Source organism: Pseudomonas sp. FP603, from assembly GCF_030687415.1.
Classification (GTDB): domain Bacteria; phylum Pseudomonadota; class Gammaproteobacteria; order Pseudomonadales; family Pseudomonadaceae; genus Aquipseudomonas; species Aquipseudomonas wuhanensis.
The window spans coordinates 3629003-3650218 of record NZ_CP117431.1; the positions used below are offsets into that span (position 1 = coordinate 3629003).

General features: G+C 60.5%; 17 protein-coding genes. 5 read left to right on the forward strand and 12 right to left on the reverse strand.

Features of this window, described 5'->3' with window-relative positions; all coding sequences use genetic code 11:
• The first annotated feature begins 234 nt into the window (after positions 1 to 234).
• The 5 genes from PSH65_RS16700 to tatA all read left to right on the forward strand — a co-directional run bounded on the left by PSH65_RS16700 (position 235) and on the right by tatA (position 5120).
• Entirely contained in the window at positions 235 to 1161 is a 927-nt protein-coding gene (locus PSH65_RS16700) for a glyoxylate/hydroxypyruvate reductase A (protein ID WP_305421353.1), read from the forward strand.
• Positions 1162 to 1553: 392 nt separating this feature from the next.
• Positions 1554 to 2894: an OprD family porin gene (locus tag PSH65_RS16705; protein ID WP_305421354.1), complete on the forward strand. Its 1341-nt coding sequence runs from the start codon at positions 1554 to 1556 to the stop codon at positions 2892 to 2894.
• 338 nt (positions 2895 to 3232) lie between these two features.
• Positions 3233 to 4090 (forward strand): GNAT family N-acetyltransferase, encoded by an 858-nt coding sequence (locus tag PSH65_RS16710; protein ID WP_305421355.1) that lies wholly within the window; start codon positions 3233 to 3235, stop codon positions 4088 to 4090.
• Between the two features lie 57 nt (positions 4091 to 4147).
• Positions 4148 to 4855: a cupin domain-containing protein gene (locus tag PSH65_RS16715; protein WP_305421356.1), complete on the forward strand. Its 708-nt coding sequence runs from the start codon at positions 4148 to 4150 to the stop codon at positions 4853 to 4855.
• Between the two features lie 88 nt (positions 4856 to 4943).
• On the forward strand, positions 4944 to 5120 hold the full coding sequence (tatA, locus tag PSH65_RS16720) for a twin-arginine translocase TatA/TatE family subunit (protein WP_305421357.1): 177 nt from the start codon (positions 4944 to 4946) through the stop codon (positions 5118 to 5120).
• 373 nt (positions 5121 to 5493) lie between these two features.
• Here the strand turns inward: tatA and PSH65_RS16725 are convergent, their stop codons facing one another.
• The 12 genes from PSH65_RS16725 to PSH65_RS16780 form a co-directional block, all read right to left on the reverse strand.
• Entirely contained in the window at positions 5494 to 6573 is a 1080-nt protein-coding gene (locus tag PSH65_RS16725; protein WP_305421358.1) for a tartrate dehydrogenase, read from the reverse strand.
• Between the two features lie 40 nt (positions 6574 to 6613).
• Positions 6614 to 8071: an NAD-dependent succinate-semialdehyde dehydrogenase gene (locus PSH65_RS16730; RefSeq protein ID WP_305421359.1), complete on the reverse strand. Its 1458-nt coding sequence runs from the start codon at positions 8069 to 8071 to the stop codon at positions 6614 to 6616.
• 156 nt (positions 8072 to 8227) lie between these two features.
• Positions 8228 to 10309: a methyl-accepting chemotaxis protein gene (locus PSH65_RS16735; protein WP_305421360.1), complete on the reverse strand. Its 2082-nt coding sequence runs from the start codon at positions 10307 to 10309 to the stop codon at positions 8228 to 8230.
• Positions 10310 to 10489: 180 nt separating this feature from the next.
• The gene (gene argE, locus PSH65_RS16740) at positions 10490 to 11647 is read right to left on the reverse strand and encodes an acetylornithine deacetylase (protein ID WP_305421361.1); all 1158 of its coding nucleotides are present in this window, start codon (positions 11645 to 11647) and stop codon (positions 10490 to 10492) included.
• Positions 11644 to 12813, reverse strand: coding sequence for an FAD-binding oxidoreductase (locus tag PSH65_RS16745; RefSeq protein ID WP_305421362.1), 1170 nt, complete (start codon positions 12811 to 12813; stop codon positions 11644 to 11646). The genes argE and PSH65_RS16745 overlap by 4 nt, the downstream gene beginning before the upstream one ends.
• Positions 12810 to 14201 (reverse strand): NAD(P)/FAD-dependent oxidoreductase, encoded by a 1392-nt coding sequence (locus tag PSH65_RS16750; RefSeq protein ID WP_305421363.1) that lies wholly within the window; start codon positions 14199 to 14201, stop codon positions 12810 to 12812. The genes PSH65_RS16745 and PSH65_RS16750 overlap by 4 nt, the downstream gene beginning before the upstream one ends.
• Positions 14183 to 14491 carry a (2Fe-2S)-binding protein gene (locus tag PSH65_RS16755; RefSeq protein ID WP_305421364.1) on the reverse strand — a complete coding sequence of 103 codons (309 nt, stop codon included), beginning with the start codon at positions 14489 to 14491 and terminating at the stop codon, positions 14183 to 14185. Before PSH65_RS16755 ends, PSH65_RS16750 begins: the two co-directional genes overlap by 19 nt.
• Positions 14488 to 16332 carry an ABC transporter ATP-binding protein gene (locus tag PSH65_RS16760; protein ID WP_305421365.1) on the reverse strand — a complete coding sequence of 615 codons (1845 nt, stop codon included), beginning with the start codon at positions 16330 to 16332 and terminating at the stop codon, positions 14488 to 14490. The genes PSH65_RS16755 and PSH65_RS16760 overlap by 4 nt, the downstream gene beginning before the upstream one ends.
• 1 nt (position 16333) lies before the next feature.
• The gene (locus tag PSH65_RS16765) at positions 16334 to 17206 is read right to left on the reverse strand and encodes an ABC transporter permease (RefSeq protein WP_305421366.1); all 873 of its coding nucleotides are present in this window, start codon (positions 17204 to 17206) and stop codon (positions 16334 to 16336) included.
• Positions 17203 to 18159 carry an ABC transporter permease gene (locus PSH65_RS16770; RefSeq protein ID WP_305421367.1) on the reverse strand — a complete coding sequence of 319 codons (957 nt, stop codon included), beginning with the start codon at positions 18157 to 18159 and terminating at the stop codon, positions 17203 to 17205. Before PSH65_RS16770 ends, PSH65_RS16765 begins: the two co-directional genes overlap by 4 nt.
• Positions 18160 to 18205: 46 nt before the next feature.
• Positions 18206 to 19852 (reverse strand): ABC transporter substrate-binding protein, encoded by a 1647-nt coding sequence (locus tag PSH65_RS16775; RefSeq protein ID WP_305421368.1) that lies wholly within the window; start codon positions 19850 to 19852, stop codon positions 18206 to 18208.
• 86 nt (positions 19853 to 19938) lie between these two features.
• A complete protein-coding gene (locus tag PSH65_RS16780) occupies positions 19939 to 21213 on the reverse strand; it encodes an FAD-binding oxidoreductase (protein ID WP_305421369.1) in 1275 nt (424 codons plus the stop codon).
• Between the last annotated feature and the right edge of the window lie 3 nt (positions 21214 to 21216).

Here is a 21216-nt window from a genome sequence, read left to right on the forward strand (position 1 = left end):
CAGGTTAAGCTTTCGACACAATTGTCTAAGCCGAACTTGGCCTCTGAGAAATTCGGATCGACTGTTTTCACCCCGGTAAACAGCAGAATCCTTCAGCGGTGGCCAGCCCCATGGAATCTGCCGATATGCGCCCCCTACAACGCAGCGTCATGTGTTTACGCAGAGTCTTTCGACATATCCTGCTTTGTCACTCGGGCATGCTGGATGCTCCCTATTTAATGCGAGAAATGACCCATGGCCCTGCTCTATAAAGCTGACCCGGTGCGCGGCGAACACTGGAAGCGCCTATTCGCCGAGCATGCTCCAGATATCGAATGGCGTGCCTGGCCAGACATCGGCGATCCGCAGGATATTCGCTACCTGGCGGCCTGGCAGGCACCGGACGATCTCGACACCTTGTTGCCAAACCTGCAGGTATTGTTCACCTTGTCGGCCGGGGTCGATCAGCTTGACCTTGACCGTTTGCCCACGACCCTGCCAGTGGTTCGTTTACTCGACCCGAGCATCACCCGGGGCATGTGCGAATACGCCAGTTTTGCGGTACTGACCCTGCACCGGGACATGCTCCGTTATCGCCAGCAACAAATGGCCCGGTGCTGGCAGGCTCACCTGCTGCAACCGGCAGCCAAACGTCGGGTGGGCGTGATGGGGCTCGGCACGCAGGCTCAACAGATTCTGGCCACGTTGCAGCCCTTTGGCTTTGCCTTGTCGGGCTGGGCGCGCAGCGAACATCACATTGCCGGAGTCGACTGCTTTGCGGGTGCCGAGCAACTGCCGGCCTTCCTCGGCCAGTGCGACATCGTGCTTTGTGTCCTGCCATTGACCGAACAGACTAAAGGGATTCTCAGCCGTCAGTTGTTCCAGCACCTGCCCAAAGGCGCTGCCTTGGTCAACATGGGCCGGGGTGGGCATCTGGTAGAAGAGGATCTGCTTGAAGCCCTGGCCAGCGGCCAGCTCAGCGCGGCGGTGCTCGACGTACTGGAACAGGAGCCGGCAGCGCCGGATCATCCCTTCTGGCAACATCCGCAGATATTGCTGACACCGCATATCGCTGCGATGACCCAGCCAGAAAGCGCGTTTGGCGTATTGCTGGAGAATATCCGCCGGCATCAACGCGGTGAGTCAATGCTTGGCCAAGTTGACCGCAAGCGAAATTACTAACCAGCGGCTGTCAACTCGACAGAAACAAGCGCCCGGCCAGATTTGTTACTTCGCAAACAGGCAAATCTGGCGTTTTGCAAAACAGACCTGTTTTTCATCCCGTTTCGGGCTTCTGCGGGTCCCTCTTTCCCGGAAAAAGCAGTCGATAGTTGCTGCTGACCTTACCCCCCGTTTGAGCAATAACTGCGGCCTATGAAGTCGCAACTTATGCAATCTACCGAATTGATTGCAGCCCATTGTCAGGCCTCGCCATAGCTGCGATACAGCCACCGCTGTGTGCAGCCCGGCGGTGTTTTCTTCCGGTTTGCTTCGCAGAGTTTCACTTGAGCTGCCGTAAGCGCGTTGCCTGCCGTGCAGGCAACGAATACTAATAAGATCAAATGGGGTAAGCGATGAACTTCGCAAAACAAAGCTCTCTCTCCCTGGCTGTCATTGCCGCCACCGCGCAACTGGCAATAGCGGGTCAGCAACAGCAAGCCAACGGCTTCATCGAAGACAGCAGCCTCGGGCTGCTCAACCGTAATTTCTATATGAACCGCGACTTCCGCAATGGCGGCAGCAATAGCCAGGGGATCAACGGCTCCAAGCCGTCCAGCGAGCGCAACGGCTATCGCGAGGAGTGGGCACAGGGTGCCATGCTCAACTTCGCCTCCGGTTTCACCCAGGGCACCATTGGCTTTGGCACCGATGCCTTCGCCTACGGCGGGGTCAAGCTGGACACCGGCCGTGGCCGGGCTGGCAACGGCCTGTTGCCGATCAGCAACAACCGCACGGCAGATGCCGACGTGCCAGACGCCTATGGCGAGATCGGCGGCGCAGTGAAGATGCGCATTTCCTCCACCGTGCTGAAGTACGGCGAACAACGCCCGACCGCGCCGGTATTCGCCACCGGCGACAACCGTTTGCTGCCGGAAACCGCTACCGGCTTTCAGCTGACGAGCAACGAGTTCGATGCCTTATCCTTCGAGGGAGGCCACTTCACCGCATTCAACAATCGCAATTCGACCAACTCTGATGATGGGCTGTTCACCACATACGGTGGGACCGAAGCCGACAGCGTCGACTTCATCGGCGGCACCTATAAAATCAACGACAACCTCAGTCTGAAGGCGTACACCAGTGAGGCCGTCAATGTCTGGCGTCAGCACTTCGCCAGCGCCTCCTATACGATTCCCCTGGCTGACAAGCAGTCGCTGAATTTTGGTTTGACGGCCTATAAGACCAAGGACCAAGGGGAAGCGCGAGCCGGCAAACTGGACACCACGAGCTGGTCGGCCAAGGCGGCCTGGTCCATCGGCGCTCACAAGCTCACCCTGGCCTACCAGAAGATCGATGGCGACGAGTATTTCGACTACATCGGTGTGGACTCGATCTGGCTGGCCAACTCGGTTCAGTACTCCGACTTCAACGCCCCCAACGAGCGCTCCATCCAGGCTCGTTATGACCTGAACATGGCTACGTTCGGCATACCGGGGCTGAGCTTCATGGCCCGCTATGTCAAAGGTGATCAAATCGATGGCACCAAAGCCGATCCGAACGGTGCCTATGCCAACAAGGTGGGTGACGACCAGAAGGAGTGGGAGCGTGACCTGGAAGCCAAATACGTGATCCAGGAAGGGACCGCCAAGGACTTGTCCTTCCGCCTGCGCCAAGCCACCCATCGCTCCACCTCCTTCGACAGCGATATCGACGAAGTCCGTCTGATCATCGAGTACCCGCTGAGCATTCTGTAACGGTTGTTCCCGGCCGGTTTTGCTCGTGGACCCGGCCGGCTTTCTTGAAGGCCTGCTCCTCGCTCCCTTTGCCTCGAGGCGCCCATCCGGGCGCCTTTTTTTTCAGCAATATCACCATCAGGAGTGCCTTTCGCCTTGTCCTGCACCCTGAAACCCAACCCAGTATTTGCTGCCGATCCTGCTTCTCATTTGAGCAGTAACTGTGGTCTGCAGAGCCGTCGCTGACGGAATCTGCCGAATCAATTGGAGCCTCTTGTCAGGCCTCGCCGCAGGTGAGATACCAATACTTTCCGCGGAGAAATCCGACCGATTACGCTCCCTGTCAATGGAGACCTGCCATGTCCATTTCGCAACGCCCTGCCTATATCTATCGCCCCATGACCTCGGCCGATATGGCGTCGGCCCATGCCTTGTCCGTGCAGTTGAAGTGGCCCCACCGCCTGGAAGACTGGGCCATGCTGCAGCGCATCGCGCAGGGTTTTGTCGTAGAAGACGCAGGCCGCCTGATCGGTACCGCGTTCACCTGTGCGCAGGGACATTACGCCACGATCGGCCTGGTGATCGTCAGTGACGAGTACCAGGGCCAGGGTATAGGTCGCAAGCTGATGGAGCTGGCACTTGAGGCGTGCGGATCGCGTACCGCCATGCTCAATGCGACGCTGGCCGGCGCCCCGCTTTATGCCAGCCAGGGGTTCATTGACTTTGGACATATTCAACAACATCAGGGGCACGCGCGGGTTCCTGCACCGAATGACCTGGCAACCGGTGAACGCTGCCGCCCGCTGACCGAAGCCGATCGGAGCATGCAGATTGAACTGGCCAACGCCGGCAGCGGCCTGGACAGACACGCCGTGCTCAATGATCTGTTCGATGTTGTCGAACACTCGGTCGGTATCGAGCGCGATGGTCAGCTGCGCGCTTTCGCCCTGCTGCGCCCATTCGGCCGTGGTCGCTGTATCGGCCCGGTCATCGCAGAAAACCCAGAGCAGGCCAAACACTTGATCGCGGTGTTGCTGGCCCAAGTGCCAGGCGCCTTCGTGCGCATGGATATACCGTCCGACAGCGGTCTCGCCCCTTGGCTGGAAGAGGCCGGGCTGAAGCACGTCGACACCGTCGCACAAATGGCTCGCGGTACCCCACCGCAGGCTATCGGCGCAGTGCACCAGTTTGCTCTGGTGACTCAGGCCATCGGCTGACAAATCCCACCGTTACATCCAACGCTACACGATGCATTTTCCTGGAGAAACACCTTCATGCTAGAGCCCACTGCAGTGCTGTTGGCACACGCCGATGGCAGTCCCGTCCCAACAAAATTCACCCCCGGTTCGTTGGGGGCCAACGATCCTTTCGACAGACACATTGCTTATAACGGGCCGCAGGACATTGCTGCCGGCGTGGTCCAGGCGAGCGGACAATTCAACGTCGATGACTATCCCTACAGCGAAACGATCGTGGTTCACGCAGGACAAGTCACCCTGCAGAGCCAGGATTGCACGCTCCAGTTAAATCCCGGTGACAGCGCCGTGATCGCCCGCGGTACGTCGCTGCAGATCGAAGCGCAACCCGACTCTCTCTGGGCATTCTGTGCGGATACCCAGCCCGTTGAAGAGCGCAATCCCGGGCTCACGGCACTTCCCCCGCTAACCCTGCTCTCTCCCTCGGCAGCGCCGGATGCACAAATCCTGCTAAGCCCGGCACCGCAATGTCGCTCGCACAATGTGTTCGTCGAAGAAGCGACCAACTTGCGCATCGGCATCTGGGACTCGACGCCTTATACCCGCAGAGCGAGGCCGCACATGCTGCATGAACTGATGCACCTGCTTGAAGGCAGCGTCACCCTCCAGGTGGCGGACGGCGCCCATCTGACGGTCAACACTGGCGATACGGTGTTCGTACCCCGAGGCGCCCCATGCGCCTGGAAGAGCAGCGCCTATGTGCGCAAGTTTTACGTCGTCAAATAACTCGAACTGCGTGAGCGCCGGCAGATGGATTTCTCCTTCGCCGGCCCCACCACCGAACTGATCAATCAGTTACTACGGAGCACAGATAATGGGAATAGGTGGCTTCAGTACCGGCAAGCTCCTGATCATCCTGTTGATCGTGATCATGCTGTTCGGAACCAGGCGCCTGAAAGGTCTGGGGGCGGATCTCGGCGAAACGATCAGAGGATTTCGCAAATCCATAGGCGACGATAAGTCCGTCACTGATGAGCCCAAGGACACGTGAAGTCCGGCAGACCTAGATGCCATCACCCGGAGAGTACAAGGGATTAACCAAATCATAACTTAAAGCCCCTTGGCCTCATCCCCCTCGGCGTAGCTGTAGGGCGGGTAGCCCGCGTCACAAAGAATGACCACGTCTATAGGGTCGCTCGCCCAACTCCTCGCGTGCAACGCACACCCCAGTAAAACCATCAGCAACATCCGCATGAAAGGCTTCCTTCACATTCCGTTGATCCCCTCCGCTACCCCCTTCGCTACAAGGGAAGGGATGTTAAAAACGGGCGCGATAAACAAAAAAAAGCCCGCAGTGTGAACGGGCTAAAAGGGTGAGTCACAAGAATGAATAAAGCTTCCTGCTGACCAGTTGTTACCTCGGCTCAAAGCAACGCGGCGATTGCCCTGCCGACATCCTGGGTCGATCCCTGCCCTCCCAGATCGGGAGTGATTGGCCCCTCGGCGATGACCTGTTCGATCGCCTGTAGAATTCCGTCATGCGCCGCGCGATAACGTTCATCACCGTTGCCGAGGAAATCCAGCATCAAGGCCCCGGACCAGATCATCGCAATCGGGTTGGCGATGTTCTGCCCATAGATGTCCGGCGCCGAGCCATGCACCGGCTCGAACAGGGAGGGGAAGCGTCGCTCCGGATCGAGGTTGGCCGACGGCGCGATGCCGATGGTTCCAGCGCAGGCCGGTCCCAGGTCGGACAGAATGTCGCCGAACAAATTCGACGCCACCACCACATCGAAACGGTCCGGTTGCAGCACGAAACGCGCGCACAGAATGTCGATGTGTTGCTTGTCCCAGGTGACGTCCGGGTACTTCGCAGCCATCAATGCAGTGCGCTCGTCCCAGTACGGCATGCTGATGGAAATGCCGTTGGACTTGGTCGCCGCCGTCAGGCGTTTGCGCGGCCGGGTCTGGGCCAGGTCGAAGGCGAACTTGAGAATCCGGTCCACGCCGCGTCGGGTAAACACCGACTCTTGCAGCACGAACTCATGTTCGGTGCCTTCGAACATCTTGCCGCCGACCGACGAATACTCGCCTTCGGTATTTTCCCGGATCACCACAAAATCGATGTCCCCGGCTTCGCGCCCGGCCAGCGGACAGGGCACACCGGGAAACAGCCGCACCGGGCGGATGTTCACGTATTGGTCGAAGTCACGGCGAAACTTCAGCAGCGAACCCCACAGGGAAATGTGATCCGGCACTTTGTCCGGCCAGCCCACGGCGCCAAAGTAAATCGCGTCGAAGCCCTTGAGTTGCTCGAACCAGTCGGCGGGCATCATCTGCCCGTGTTCCAGGTAGTAGTCGCAATGCGCCCAGTCGAGAACCTCAATGCTCAAATCCAGTTGCCACTTCTTCGCGGCTTGTTCCAGTACCCGCAGCCCTTCCGGCAAGACTTCCTTGCCGATGCCATCGCCGGCAATCGCGGCGATTCTGAATGGTTTGCTCATCAATCGTGGCTCCTCAATATCTGTTCCAACGGTGACCGGATCACAGCCCACCGATGTGGAAGGCTTTGACTTCAAGGTATTCATCCAGGCCGTACTTGCTGCCTTCGCGACCCAGGCCCGATTGCTTGATACCGCCGAAGGGGGCGACTTCCATGGAAATGAGCCCGGTGTTGAGACCAATCATGCCGAACTCCAGCGCCTCGCCAAACCGCCATGAACGGCGCAAGTCCTGGGTGAAGAAATAGGCGCCCAAGCCATACGGCGTGGCATTTGCCAAGGCCAGCGCCTCTTCCTCAGTGGTAAAACGCATCAGCGGTGCAACTGGGCCGAAGGTTTCTTCGCTGGCCAGCAACATCCCGGCATGGGCTTCAGCGAGCACTGTCGGTTGGACGAACTGGCTGTCACCCTCGGGGATACCACCACAGAGCAGACGGGCTCCCTGGCTCAAGGCATCGTCGATATGTCGGGCGACCTTGCTCACCGCTGCGGCATTGATCAGTGGGCCGATGGTGACATCGGCGTCCAGGCCATTGCCGACCTTGAGCTTGCCCACCTCCTCCACCAAACGCTGGGCGAAGCGCTCGTAGATTCCGTCCTGCACCAGAATCCGGTTGGCGCAGACGCAGGTTTGCCCGGCGTTGCGAAACTTGCTGAGCATGATGCCGGCCACTGTCTGCTCAAGGTCAGCGTCGTCGAACACAATGAACGGCGCGTTACCGCCCAGTTCCAGGCTCAAGCGCTTGATGTGTTCGGCGCTCTGGCGCATCAGCAGTCGACCGACAGCGGTGGAACCGGTGAAGGAGATTTTGCGCACTGTCGGGTTGCCGGTCAGTTCTTCGCCGATGCCGGCGGGCATGCCGGTCACTACGTTGAACACCCCGACCGGAATGCCGACCCGTTCGGCGAGTACTGCCAGAGCCAGCGCCGACAGCGGGGTCAGGTCCGAGGGTTTGACAATGACCGGGCAGCCCGCCGCCAGGGCTGGTGCGCATTTACGGGTGATCATCGCGTTGGGGAAGTTCCACGGGGTGATCGCGGCGCAGACCCCGACCGGCTGCTTGAGCGTGAGCAAGCGGCGGTCGCCGCTGGGTGCCGGTATGGTTTCGCCGTAGACCCGTCGGGCTTCTTCGGCGAACCATTTGACGAAGCCGGCGCCGTAGCGAATTTCGCCCTTGGCTTCATTCAGCGGTTTGCCCTGTTCGCAGGTCATGATCAGCGCCAGGTCGTCGAGGTTGTCGATCATGGCCTGATACCAGCGCTCCAGCAGCGCCGCGCGCTCTGCCGCCGGGCGTGCGCGCCATGCCGGCCAGGCGCGGTCGGCGGCTTCAATGGCGCGTCGGGTTTCGCTGCCTTGCATCGCAGGTACGCGAGCGAGCAACTGGCCGCTGGCCGGGTCGATGACGTCAAGGGTGGCGGCGTTGTCGGCGCCGATCCACTGACCGTCGATGTAAGCGAGTTCTACCAGCAGGCTGGGGTCTTTCAGGCGATTTTTGAGCATGGTGTCGAGTCCTGTTCCGAGACAGCCTTCAGTCTATTGGGTCGTCCCGGACGAGGATGCTGAAAGCGCCGCCCCAGCAGCCTTCGAATGCTGAAAATCAGCATTCGACAGCAGGCTCTACCGTTGGTTTGTGATGATCGGACACGACTAACTCGGTCAGACGATGAAATGCTTGACCATGCTATTCAACTCGCTGGCCAAGCCCGCGAGTTCGCGGCTAGAGGCCTGGCTCTGATGGGTCCCGGCCGAAGCCTGTCGGGAAACATCACGGATATTGAGCAGGTTGCGGTCCACCTCACGGGCAACATGGGATTGCTCTTCGGTGGCACTTGCAATACACAGATTGCGTTCGTTGATCTGAGCGATGTCATCGACGATGGCATTCAGTGCCGCGCCTGCCGCACGAGCGACCTCCAGGGTTTCCCGGGTTTTACCATTGCTGCTTTGCATGGCTCGCAAGGTGCCGTGGCTGCTTTTTTGCACAGAGCCGATGATCGTCTCGATCTGTTTGGTCGATTCCTGGGTTCGTTGCGCCAACGCCCGGACCTCGTCCGCCACTACGGCGAAACCCCGTCCACTTTCGCCCGCGCGAGCCGCCTCGATCGCCGCATTCAAGGCAAGCAGGTTCGTTTGCTCGGCAACGCCGCGAATTACATCCATCACCGAGCCGATATCACCTATCTGGCCTGCCAGGGCCTGCAGGGCTCCGGCGGTATCCTCGATATCCTCGGTCAATGATTCGATGGCACCGACGGTACGGCTGACACTCTCCTGCCCCTGTCGCGAGCGCTGGTCTGCTGCCTGGGACACCTCCGAGGCCCAGGCGGCATTGCGCGCCACGTCTTCAATCGCGCCAGTCATTTGGGTCACCGCACTGGCTGCCTGATCGAGTTCAGCGCTCTGGCGTTGCACACCACGGGTGGCCTCATCGGTCACGGCGCTCAACTGAGCGGAGGTCGTGGCCAGTCGCTCGGAAGAACTCAACACCTGCCTGACGGTACTGCGCAAGTTCATCTGCATGCGTTCAAGCGCCTGCAGCAGGCGCGCCGCCTCATCCATGCCAACGATATCCAGTGATTGGGTCAGGTCACCCTTGGCGATACGCTCGGCTGCCGCCATGGCAATCGCCAACTGTTTCAACAGACGCAGCACGATCAAGGTCGCCAAGGTCCCGCCAGCTAACAGCAGTGCCAGCAAACCTGTAGACATCAGGATGAGTCTCTGCCGGTCACTGTCGCGGCGTTTCATCAGCGCCTCATCGAGCGCCGTCAGCGCTGATTGGCCGAGGGCATACAAGGCATCAACCGGTTTGTTGTAAGCAGTCAGGTAATCGCCAACCGGGTAATTGAGCTTAAGCGCGTACAAGGCATCGGTAGGCTCGTTAATCCCTGCGGAGTTTGCGCTGGGCACGAAATCCAGGTCCATTTCGACGACCGATACCAATCGCGCATTGCTGAGTTCAAGCGCCTGCTGGATCTGCGGACCTAGCGCCGTTAGCGGTGCTTCCAGCAGAGCCTTGAGTTCCGGCTCGGCAGCACTCGCCTTGGTCAAGGCACGTGCCGTCTTGTCAACGCTGCTCAGCGCCTGAGTGGCCAGGCCACGCAACGCACCTTGTTGCTCGGGCAAGATCCGGCCCTGTGCCAGATACAGGCCACCGGCACCACGCAACTGACCCAACAACTCGCTGGCTTTCGGCAATTCGATCAGGGCACCCGCAATCAGCGCGTCAGTCCCTAAAACCGGGTCCAGTGACAGTTCGAAGTGATCGAGCAACGCATCCTCAATCAGCAGGCAGGCTGCGATCAACTGGCTATGCCAGGCCAGACTCTGCGGACCTTTGACTGTGGCCTGGCTAACCTGGTCGGCCAGCTCGCGCCATTGTTGTTGCGTCTGCCGCCAGGTAGCCAGGATCTCGGGGCCGACCTCGGCCTCCTGTAACACACGCTCGGTTGCGTCGAAGGCGCGATCCACCTCGGCCTGCTTGTTCAGACGAGCCTCGTGGAAGGTCTGGTTGCCGCCCAGCACGACGGATGACAAATCGCGATGTTGCTGCGTCAAGTGAATGAGCTGGAGCAACCCCTGCACCGGTCGTATGCCGCGCAGCTCAAGATTTGTCTGGCGGCTATGCTGGTACGCACCCAGTACGTAAAGGCTGGTTGGAATGGCAATCAGGGTCACGGCTAGCAAGCCGAGCAAGACAAACTTGCCAGAGAATGACAGGCGCTCAAGCACTTTCATGAGGGAACTCCGGAAGGGTTGCGAGTGGCTAGCGGCTTTCTGAATAGACGCAGTCAAGCCTGGGAAGGCTTTCTCAGCACTTCCCACACTGTCGGTACGTTGAAGGGGTGAACCGGGCGTCATGCCATAACCAGGACACAAGCGTGGTGCGCAAAGTGTTCGGCGTAGGCAAACGGAACTCTAAAGCCGCATCGAGCCCAACAACCCTTGCAGAAAGTGCTCGCCGGCTTCCATCTGGTTGATCTCGATGAACTCGTCAGGCTTATGCGCCTGTTCTATCGAGCCCGGGCCACAGACCACCACGGGTACATCCAGCCGCTGTTTGAACAACCCGCCCTCGGTGCCGAAGGAGACCTTGGCGGTACCGGTATCCGGTGCGGCAAAGTTCTTCAGAAAACGCACCGCTTCGACACTCGGGTGAGTATCGAGGCCGGGATAGACGTTCAGGGTTTCGATTTCGATGTCCGCCACACTGGACAGCTTTTTGGCTTCACGCACGATCACTTCGGCGCGCTCGCGCATCTGCTCCAGAAACTGATCCGGATCGTCCGCCGGCAAGTTACGCACTTCGAAATCGAGGGTGCACAGATTCGGCACGATGTTCAGCGCCTTGCCGCCGACAATCTGCCCGACATGCACGGTGCTGTAAGGCACGTCGTAATCCGCATCCTGCGCGCCCTGCTCTTGCAGTTGCAGCTGGCTCTGACGCAGCGCAGCGATGAAATCACAAGCCACGTGAATCGCGTTGACCGAACGCGGTGCCAGCGAGGAATGCGCTTCCAGGCCGCGACAGTAAGTGCGGTAAGAACCCTTGCCCTTGTGCCCAAGCACGAATTGCATATGGGTAGGTTCGCCAATCACACATAAAAACGGCCGCACCGGCGCCAGGTGCAACACGTCGAGCAAACGGCGCACACCCACGCAACCGATCTCTTCGTCATGGGACAGCGCCAATTGCAATGGCCGATTCAAGGAATGGTCAGCGGCGTCGAGCATGGCGTCGATGGCCAGCGCGATAAAGCCCTTCATATCGCAACTGCCACGCCCGTAAATCCGCCCGTCCTGCACCGTCGCCTGAAACGCCGGAAAGGTCCAGGCCTGCCCCGCTGCCGGCACCACATCGGTGTGCCCGGACAGCAAAATCCCCGGCACCTCCCGTGGACCGGTACTGGCGAACAGGTTGGCCTTTTTGCCGCTTTCGTCCTTGACGATCAATGACTCGATGCCCTTGGTCAGCAGCAGATCGCGCACGTACTCGATCAAGGCCATGTTCGACTCCGACGACACGGTGTCAAAGGCCATCAGACGTTTGAGAATGTCCAGTACGCGGGGTTTCATAAAGCCCTGCTCCTTTGCTCAGTTGTCCGTTGCTCGGCTGAAGACGCGAACCGGTTGATGGAGAACGGTAAAATCGAAGTGCTGGTGCTGCCGGTGCTGATCAGTTCGGCCATCACGTCGCCCACGCCCGGACCGAGCTGGAAGCCATGGCCGGAGAAACCGAAGGCATAGAACAAGCCATCAACGGTGCCGCTTGGCCCCATCACCGGCAGAGAATCAGACAGATAGCCTTCGATGCCGCTCCACACGCGGATGATGTTCAGGTTGCCGACACCCGGCAGCAGGCGCCGCATCTGATCCATCTGATTGAGAATGCTGCGCGGCTCGACATAGGCCCGACGGTTGAGCATGTCTGGTTCGCTGCGATAGCCGCCACCGATGATGATGTTGCCGCGGGGTATCTGGCGGAAATAGATCACTTCCTCGGGAATTTTGGTGTACACGCCGATCACCGTCGGCAAGGCGTACGGCACCGGTTCGGTCACGGCCATTTGCGGACCTTTGGTCTCAAGCGGCACCGGCTCGCCGAACTGCGCCGAGAGTTTCTGGCCCCAGGCGCCGGCAGTAATCAGCAGGCGTTCTGCGCTGAACTGGCGGCCGTCGGTGGTACGGATGTTGAACTCGCCGCCGACCTTCTGCACCTCGGCCACTTCAGTCCGTTCTTCGATCCGTGCGCCGAGACGTCGTGCCGCCCGGGCAAACGCCGGGGCTGCCAGACGCGGGTTGGCGTGACCATCGTGGGGAGCGTAGGAGCCGCCCTTCACATCCGGGCCGAGGAACGGAAAGCGCTTGTGCAACTCGTCGCCACGAAAGATCTTCAAGTCCAGCTGCTCCGCCTCAGGGGCGTCTGCGTAGGCTTGCAACTCGGCGATTTCGTCTTCGCGGTAACACACGCGCAAATGCCCGCTGGCGATGAATTCCAGGTCATCGTCGATCAGCTCCGGCAGACGCTTCCACAGCGCCCAGGAGCGATTGGCCAGTTCCAGCTGCCCAAGATAACGCCCTTGACGTCGCACGTTGCCGAAGTTCACGCCGCTGGCGTACTGACCGATCTGGTCGCGTTCCAGCAAAATCACTGACTTGCCGCGCTGGCGCAGAAAAAACGCCGCCGCCGAGCCCATCAGGCCGCCGCCGACAATCACGACATCGGCTTTGTGTAGCGTCATGACGACACCTCCTCGGTGAGCATCGAAAGGGGTTTGACCGGTGCCTGACCGCGCTGACGACCGACCTGTTCCACGCAAACGCCGGCGGCCGCGGCAATCACTTCAGCCCCGGCCTGGGAGCAATAACGCCCCTGGCAGCGGCCCATGCCGACCCGGCTGAAAGCCTTGGCCCGGTTGACTTCACAGGCGCCTTTTTCCCGGACCACTGCACGCAATTCACCTGCGCTGATCATTTCGCAGCGGCAGACGATGGCCGTGTCCGGCAACGCTTTGGCTTGCGCCGTCGGCCAGGGAAACGCCTGGGCCAGACCGAGACGAAATTCATCCATCACCGCCAGCGCGTGCCGTTGTTCGTCGCGCAACCCGATGTTCACCGGTTGCTGCAGATCCTCCAGCAACGCCATGGCCACCAGTCTCCCGGCGTGCTCGGCAGCATCGGCACCGCGAACTTTCGAACCGTCGCCGGCGGCATATACACCGCTGACCGAGGTCCGACCGTCTTCATCGACGGCCAGCCACCATTGGCTGGAGGCCTCATCAAAGCGCATACGGCAGCCGGCCAGGTCGGCCAATTGGGTTTCCGGGCGCAAGTGATAACCCAGCGCCACGGCATCGCACGCCACCGTCAAGGTGTCGCCGCGCGCCGTGCGCACGCGTACGCCACTGACACCGTTGGCCGGATCGCCCAGCACTTGAAGCGGCGAAATGCCCAGATGCACCGGGATTTTCGCTCGATAGAGCTGCGCCAGCAGTTTCATCCCGGTGAACAGCAATCCGGGGCGCGCCAACAGCTTGGGCAACGCACCGATCCGCTTGCTCAACGGCGAAGTGTCGAGCACCGCCGCGACCTTGGCCCCGGCTTTCACATACTGACTGGCGACCAGATACAGCAACGGTCCGCTGCCCATGAACACCACGCGGTGGCCGATGGATACTGCCTGGGACTTGAGCGCGATCTGCGCCCCGCCGAGGCTGTAAGTGCCCGCCAACTGCCAGCCTTCAATCGGCATCAAGCGGTCGGTGGCACCGGTGCACAGGATCAGCGTGTCGAAATCCACCGTCGAGTGCTTGCCCTGGCTGACGCAGCACAGTTGCCCCGGCGTCAGGTTCCACACCAGTGTGTCCGCACGATAGTCGATCTGCCCGCGCAAGCGGTCGAAGCTCTGGTGCAGGTCGTTGGCCTTGGCGGCTTCGGTGCCATACAGCGTGGCGTAATCGCGGGTAAAGCCTTCGGGTTGGCGACGGTAGATCTGCCCGCCATCCCGGCGATTCTCGTCAATCAGGATGGGCTTGAAACCAGCGGCGACCAGGGTTTCGGCACAACGTATGCCGGCCGGCCCGGCGCCGACGATAACGACTCGGTGAGTGCTCAGCCGCGCAGTGGCCATATCGCCTCCGGTTGTGTGGTGACAATATCCAGCCCTTCACGGACTTCATTGGAACAGGCGCGCAGACGCTCGCCGCTGCGGGTCCAGACCCAGCAGTCCTGGCAGGCGCCCATCAGGCAGAAACCGGCGCGGCGGCCCGGATCGAACTCCGATTGGCGCAACGCCGAACCCTGGGTCAGCAACGCGACCATCAGCGTATCGCCCTGCAGCGCCTCGATAGGCTTGCCGTCTACCTGCAGTTTGATGGTGGGGCGGCCCTGTTCGGCCAGCCTTACGAAACGCCCGTTCATGCATAGGCTCCCGCGATCATGCTGTTTGAATCCTTCTGGGTTTTCAGCAACTCGGCACTGTCGTGATGACAAAGGACTTCACTGCCGCCAACAATCATCCGACGGGGCGCAGGGACGCAATTGCACAGACCGTCGACCCGCACCGGGCAACGATTGAGGAAGGTGCACAGCCCAGGCACATCGGCCTTGGCCCCGATCGGCGGCAGCGTTCCGCAGGTGGTTGTTCCGCAAGCTTCCAGCCAGCCCTGGCGCAACTCCGGCACCGAATGGATCAACAAATCGGTGTAGGGATGAAACGGCGCCTCAGCGTACGACTGGCGACTGCCGGCCTGAATCTTGTGGCCGCTGTACATCACCACAATGTCGTCGCACAGCGCCCGCACGGTGGAGATGTCATGGCTGATGAACAGATAGGACACCCCCAGTTGCTGGCGCAGGTCACGCAGCAGTTCGAGAATCGCTGCACCCACCACGGTATCCAGCGCGGAGGTCACCTCGTCGCACAGAATCAGATCCGGTTTGGCTGCCAGGGCCCGGGCCAGATTGACCCGTTGTTTTTGCCCACCGGACAGTTCGTTCGGACGACGTTCAGCCAGGCTCCGTGGCAGGCGCACCAGGTCCAGCAGCTCATCGATACGCTGGCGCAGTGCGGCGCCCTTGAGGCCGAAATACATCTTCAGCGGCCGGCTCAGGATGGTGCTGACGCTGTGCATCGGGTTGAGCGCGGTGTCGGCATTCTGGAAGACCATTTGAATACGTCGGAACTGCTCGTCGGTGCGCGACGACAGGCTGCCACCCAAGGGCTGGCCATCGAAGGTCAGCCCGCCGAGGGCCGGCGCCAACAATCCGGCCACCACCCGCGCCAGGGTCGACTTGCCGGAACCCGACTCACCGATCACGCCGATGGCCTGGCCTCTGCGAACCGTCAGGTCGATGTCTTCCAGCACGCGAATGGCCGGCATGCCTTGCGCGTTCTTGTTGCCGTAACCGGCGGTCAGGCCGTGGATAGTCAGTAGCGGCGTCTCTTCGGCGATGCCGCAAGGCGGGCGGATCGTCGTATCCGGCCGCGCCGCCGCCAACAGGCTGCGGGTGTATTCATGGGCCGGACCATCGAGCAATGGGCCGGTGGCGCTCTGTTCGAAGATCTGGCCGCCATTGAGCACCACGATCTGGTCAGCCATCTGCGCGACCACGGCCAAGTCATGGGACACATAGACCGCTGTCGCCCCACGTTCACGGACCACCCGTTTGAAGGCACGCAGCACATCGATCTGGGTGGTCACATCAAGCGCCGTCGTCGGCTCGTCGAGCACTACCAGCAATGGATCGCTGATCAGCGCCATGGCCGCCATCACCCGTTGCAGTTGCCCGCCGGAGACTTGATGGGGGTAGCGTTGGCCAATGCGATCGGGGTCTGGCAGGGCCAGATCGCGGAACAACTCGATGGCCTTGGCCTCAAGCACAGCCCGGCTGCCCAGACCATGAATCAACGCGCCCTCCACCACTTGGTCGATGAGTTTTTTCGCCGGGTTGAACGCCGCCGCAGCGCTTTGCGCGATGTACGACACCCGATTGCCGCGCAGGCCTTGCAGCTCGCTTTCGCTCAACGCCAGCATGTCGTGTTCGCCGATTTGCACCACGCCGCCCGCCAGCCGACAACCGCGCCGGGCATAACCGAGCAACGCCAAGGCAATAGTGGTTTTGCCGGAGCCGGACTCACCGATCAACGCCAGCACTTCACCTTTTTGCAGGGAGAAGCTCACGCCCTTGACGATTTCCACCTCACCGAGCTCGCCACAGGCGACCACTCGCAGGTCCTGAACTCGAATTAATTCGCTCATTTCAATGGCCTCCCGAACGTCGACTACGTCGCGACGAAAACCGGTCGATAAACAGATTCACACCGATGGTCAGGGTGCCGATGGCCAACGCCGGAATCACGATGGCAGGCGCGCCCTGGTTGAGGCCGCCGATGTTCTCGCGCACCAGCGACCCGAGGTCGGCATCCGGCGGTTGCACGCCCAGGCCCAGGAAGCTCATGCCGCTGAGCAGCAACACGATGAAACCAAAGCGCAGCCCCAGGTCTGCCAGTACCGGGTTGAGCATATTCGGCAGAATTTCCACGCAAGCCACATACAGCCGACGCTCGCCACGAGTACGGGCCACTTGCACGTACTCCAGCGCTTCGATGTTCACCGCCATGCTGCGGGCGATACGGAACGCACCCGGGGTGAAGCTCAGTACCGCCGTGCAAATCAGCAAGGTGACCGAGGAGCCGAAGGCTGAGACCATGATCAGCGCCAGCATCTTGCTCGGGATCGAAATGAAGGCGTCCATCAGGCGACTGATCAACTCATCCAGCCACTTTGGTGAAACCACCGACAGCAACGCAAAGCTGGTTCCCAGACCGCTGGCCAACACCGCGGCTATCAACGCCAGGCCGACGGTGAATCGTGCGCCGACGAGGATCCGGCTGAGCATGTCGCGGCCCAGGTAATCGGTGCCGAACGGGTACGCCGCGCTCAGGTTGTCGAAGACATTATCAGAGACCACTTCCCCCACCGGATGTGGCGCCAGCCATGGGCCGAAGATGGCCACCAGCAACCAGATCACACACATCGCAGCGCCAATCAGGCCGAGCCAGGACGATCCGTGGGAAACCTTGCCCAGCGCTAATTTGGTAGGAGCCGGCGATTTCACAATGAGATTGTTCATTGATTTCTCAGCCTCGGATTGGAAAGAATCGCGCACAGGTCGGCAATCAGCACCAACGTCAGGTACGCCGTACAAAACAACATGGTGCAGGCTTGAACGAGGGCCATGTCGCGGTTGGTCACGGCATCGACCATCAGGCTGGCGATGCCGGGGTAGTTGAAGATCGTCTCGACGATCACCACCCCGCCCAACAGATAGGACAGGCTCAGGGCGATGGCATTGGCAATCGGCCCGATGGCATTGGGCAAGGCATGGCGCAGGACGATCCGCATCTTGCTCACGCCTTTGAGCCGGGCCATTTCCACGTAAGGACTGTCGAGCTGGTCGATCACCGCCGCTCGAGTCATGCGCGCCATTTGCGCGACAATCACGCAGCACAGCGTCATCACCGGCAATGCGTAAGTGCGCATGAATTGCCAGGGTGACGTGATGTCACTGGCATAGGACAGCGCCGACAACCAGCCCAGGTTCACCGCAAAAATCAGCACCGCCAGGGTCGCTACCAGAAACTCCGGCACCGCCACCATGGTCAAGGTCAGAAAGCTGAGGACACTGTCGATGCGCCCGCCCCGGCCCATGGCTGAACCGATGCCAAGGATCAGCGCCACCGGCACTGATACCAGCGCCGTGGCGGCCGCCAGCATCAGAGTGTTGGGCAGCCGCCCGGCCATCAAGTCACTGACCGGCATGGCGTTGGATACCGACAGCCCCATGTCACCGCTAAGCAGGTTCATCAACCAGTGCAGGTAACGCAACACACCGGGCTGATCCAGCCCCATCTTCAGGCGCAAGGCTGCCACTTGTTCCGGCGTGGCGAACTGCCCCAGAGACTGTTGAGCCGCGTCCCCCGGCAGCACCGCCGTGATGGCGAAAACCACCATGGACACAATCAACAAGGTCACGATCGCCGCGCCCAGGCGCCGGCCGATCAACCAAAGTGTGTTGCTATTCATCACCCTTTCCTCATGCAATATCGCTGCAGCAAAAACCCGACTTTCATCAAGCGTCCAGCCAGATCTGCTCGGCAAACATGTAGCCCATGAAACCGCCCAGAGGGTTGGTGCCATAGCCTTTGACGCGCTGGTCGGCGCCATCGATGTTGCTGATGAACACCGGCACGCCGATACCGCTGTGCTGATGCACCAGGGTTTGCATGTCTGCGTACATCTTGCCTCGCTTGACCTCGTCGGTTTCACCGCGGGCCTGTATCAGCAACTGGTCGAACTGATCGTTCTTCCAGCCCGATTCGTTCCATGGCGCGCTGGACTGGAAGAACTGCGAGAAAAGCATGTCGGCATTGGGCCGCGGGTTGATGTTGCCGAAGCTGATCGGATGCTTCGCCCAGTGGTTGGACCAGTAGCCATCGCTCGGCAGGCGGTTGACGTCGAGCTTGAGCCCGGCCTGTTTGGCCGACTGCTGCAGCAGCACGGCGATATCCACCGAACCGGTTGCGGCGGGCGAGCACATCAACGGCATGGTGATGTTTTCCATGCCGGCCTTTTTGAGCAGGAACTTGGCTTTTTCCGGATCGTAGGCACGTTGTGGCAGGTCGGCGTTGTAGAAGCGCGCACCGGGTGCGATCGGGTGATCGTTGCCGACCCTGGCGAAACCACGGAATATCGCCGACTTGATCTGTTCCCGGTCCAGCAGCAATTTCATGGCTTCGGTGAATTCCGGGCTTTTGCCCGGCAACTGGTCCTGGCGGATGATCAGGTCGGTGTAGTTACCCGATGGCGAGTCCACGACCCGATGCTTGGTGCTGGCCTTGATGCGGACCGTTGAGCGAGGGTTTACCTCGTTGACGATGTGTACGTCGCCCGATAACAGGGCGTTGATCCGTGACGACTCGTCGGCAATGCCGATAAATTCGATCTCGTCCAGATACGGCAAGCCGGGTTTCCAGTAATTGGTATTGCGCACACCAATCGAACGCACCCCAGGCTTGAACTCCTTAGCCTTGAACGGACCGGTACCGATGCCCAGGCTGAAATCGCTCGTACCTTCAGGAACGATCAGCATGTGAGAGATGGCAAGAACCGACGGCAGTTCAGCATTGGGGCCGCTCAGTTGTATCTGCACTTCGTGGGTGCCGTTGGCCTTGACTTCGGCGAACTGCGACGCCAGCGGCAGGACCTTGGAACCGGTGATCGGATCCTTGTGCCGCAACAGAGAAAACACCACGTCGGCCGCTGTCAGAGGCTTGCCGTTGTGGAAGACCACTTCCTTGCGCAGAGTAATCACCCAGAGCGTGGCGTCAGTGGTGTCGATACGCTCGGCCAACTCCAGTTGCGGCACCATATGGCTGTCGAAACGCGTCAGACCGTTGTAGAACATGTAATGGCGCACATAGTCGGTGGACGATGAGCCTTTGGCCGGGTCCAGCGTATCGGCGGTGGAACTGGATGAGCCTGCGACGCGGATACGACCGCCGGGTTTGCCTTTGCCAGGGCTTGCGGCTTCATCATCGGCAAACAGCTTGCCGGCGGCGCCGAACAGGCTGCCCGCGCCCGCGACGGCCACCCCTGCCAACCCCAGCATTTGCAATGCATTGCGGCGTGACATGCCGCGATTGAGCCCTTCGAAAATGCGCAGACTTTCTTTCCCTGTGATCAACTGGGAGTCGATACTGTTTTTGTTGTCAGTCATGTCAGTTCTACCTTTCGAAAAATGATAAGGCTCGAGTGCTCGCGATTAATCGTGTGTGGTTGAAACGTAAAGCAAATACCTTGAACTCAGTGTAGGTAGTCCTGCAGGCGGTAATACGCACCTACCAAGGGCAGGAACCAGGGCTTGCCGAAATGCCCGGGAATGGCTGGCCAGTCGAGTTCGCGCCACGGGTTAGCCTCGACCTTGCCGGCCATGACCTCGGCCATGACCTGCCCCATGTGCACCGACATCTGCACCCCATGACCGCTGTAACCCATGGAGTAATAAACCCCTCCATGCTGGCCGGCCCGGGGCAACCGATCGGAGGTCATGTCCACCAACCCACCCCAGCAATAGTCGATTTTCACGCCAGCCAACTGCGGGAACATCTGCACCATCGCCGCTTGCAATACCTTGCCGCTCTTGGCGTCGGAAACGCTGTCAGACATGGCAAACCGCGCACGGCCGCCAAACAGCAAACGGTTGTCCGGCGTCAGGCGGAAGTAGTTACCGATCATGCGGCTGGTGACATAGGAACGCCGTGCTGGCAGCAAGCTGTCGATCAGGGCCTGCGGTAGCACCTCGGTGGCGATTACGAAACTGCCCACCGGCACGATCCGCCGCCGATACCAACCCAATCCGCCCTGCTGGCACGTGCCTGTAGCGAGCAGAACCTGTTTGGCGTGCAGCGAGCCCTTGGCGGTATTGACCTGATAGCCGCCGGCACGGGCTTTCCAGTCCGTCACCGGTGTACCTTGATAGATCAACGCACCGTGACGTGCTGCCGCCTCGGCCAGACCGACACCGAAGCGCCCGACATGCATTTGCACGCCGTTACGCTGCAGCAAGCCTCCATGGAACTGGGCCGAGTTGACTTCAGCACGGACCTCTTGCGCAGAGAGCAACTCGACCTCGGCATCGACCTCCCGCCGAATCAGTTCGCAAGTGCGCGCCAGGCCTTCGTAATGCATCGGTTTGGCGGCCAGCTTGAGCTTGCCATTGCGCTTGAGGTCGCAGGCAATCTGCTCCCCCTCCACCAGCGAGACGACACTCTGCACGGCGCTTTCATAGGCCAGGTAATAGGCTCGCGCTTTATCAGCGCCGAGGCTGGCGCTGAGTGCCGCGTAGTCCTGGGCAACGCCGGTGTTGCACTGACCGCCGTTGCGCCCGGAGGCTTCGCCAATCACCCTTCCGCCTTCCAGCACCACCACACTGGCCCCCTTCAAGGCCAGGGCCCGGGCCGCCGCCAGACCGGTGAGACCACCACCAACGATGGCCACATCGACCTGCCCGGGCAACGCACCGAGCTGGGCACCGGTGAATGCCGGTGCGGTATCGAGCCAATAGGACTCACTGCCCATGTC

Coding starts and splice junctions, on each gene's coding strand:
- PSH65_RS16755 (WP_305421364.1), bottom strand. CDS start 14,491: ATGAACGGGCGTTTCGTAAGGCTGGCCGAACAGGGCCGCCCCACCATC.
- PSH65_RS16770 (WP_305421367.1), bottom strand. CDS start 18,159: ATGAATAGCAACACACTTTGGTTGATCGGCCGGCGCCTGGGCGCGGCG.
- PSH65_RS16730 (WP_305421359.1), bottom strand. CDS start 8,071: ATGCTCAAAAATCGCCTGAAAGACCCCAGCCTGCTGGTAGAACTCGCT.
- PSH65_RS16710 (WP_305421355.1), top strand. CDS start 3,233: ATGTCCATTTCGCAACGCCCTGCCTATATCTATCGCCCCATGACCTCG.
- PSH65_RS16735 (WP_305421360.1), bottom strand. CDS start 10,309: ATGAAAGTGCTTGAGCGCCTGTCATTCTCTGGCAAGTTTGTCTTGCTC.
- PSH65_RS16725 (WP_305421358.1), bottom strand. CDS start 6,573: ATGAGCAAACCATTCAGAATCGCCGCGATTGCCGGCGATGGCATCGGC.
- PSH65_RS16760 (WP_305421365.1), bottom strand. CDS start 16,332: ATGAGCGAATTAATTCGAGTTCAGGACCTGCGAGTGGTCGCCTGTGGC.
- PSH65_RS16780 (WP_305421369.1), bottom strand. CDS start 21,213: ATGGGCAGTGAGTCCTATTGGCTCGATACCGCACCGGCATTCACCGGT.
- PSH65_RS16775 (WP_305421368.1), bottom strand. CDS start 19,852: ATGACTGACAACAAAAACAGTATCGACTCCCAGTTGATCACAGGGAAA.
- tatA (WP_305421357.1), top strand. CDS start 4,944: ATGGGAATAGGTGGCTTCAGTACCGGCAAGCTCCTGATCATCCTGTTG.
- PSH65_RS16705 (WP_305421354.1), top strand. CDS start 1,554: ATGAACTTCGCAAAACAAAGCTCTCTCTCCCTGGCTGTCATTGCCGCC.
- argE (WP_305421361.1), bottom strand. CDS start 11,647: ATGAAACCCCGCGTACTGGACATTCTCAAACGTCTGATGGCCTTTGAC.
- PSH65_RS16745 (WP_305421362.1), bottom strand. CDS start 12,813: ATGACGCTACACAAAGCCGATGTCGTGATTGTCGGCGGCGGCCTGATG.
- PSH65_RS16715 (WP_305421356.1), top strand. CDS start 4,148: ATGCTAGAGCCCACTGCAGTGCTGTTGGCACACGCCGATGGCAGTCCC.
- PSH65_RS16765 (WP_305421366.1), bottom strand. CDS start 17,206: ATGAACAATCTCATTGTGAAATCGCCGGCTCCTACCAAATTAGCGCTG.
- PSH65_RS16750 (WP_305421363.1), bottom strand. CDS start 14,201: ATGGCCACTGCGCGGCTGAGCACTCACCGAGTCGTTATCGTCGGCGCC.
- PSH65_RS16700 (WP_305421353.1), top strand. CDS start 235: ATGGCCCTGCTCTATAAAGCTGACCCGGTGCGCGGCGAACACTGGAAG.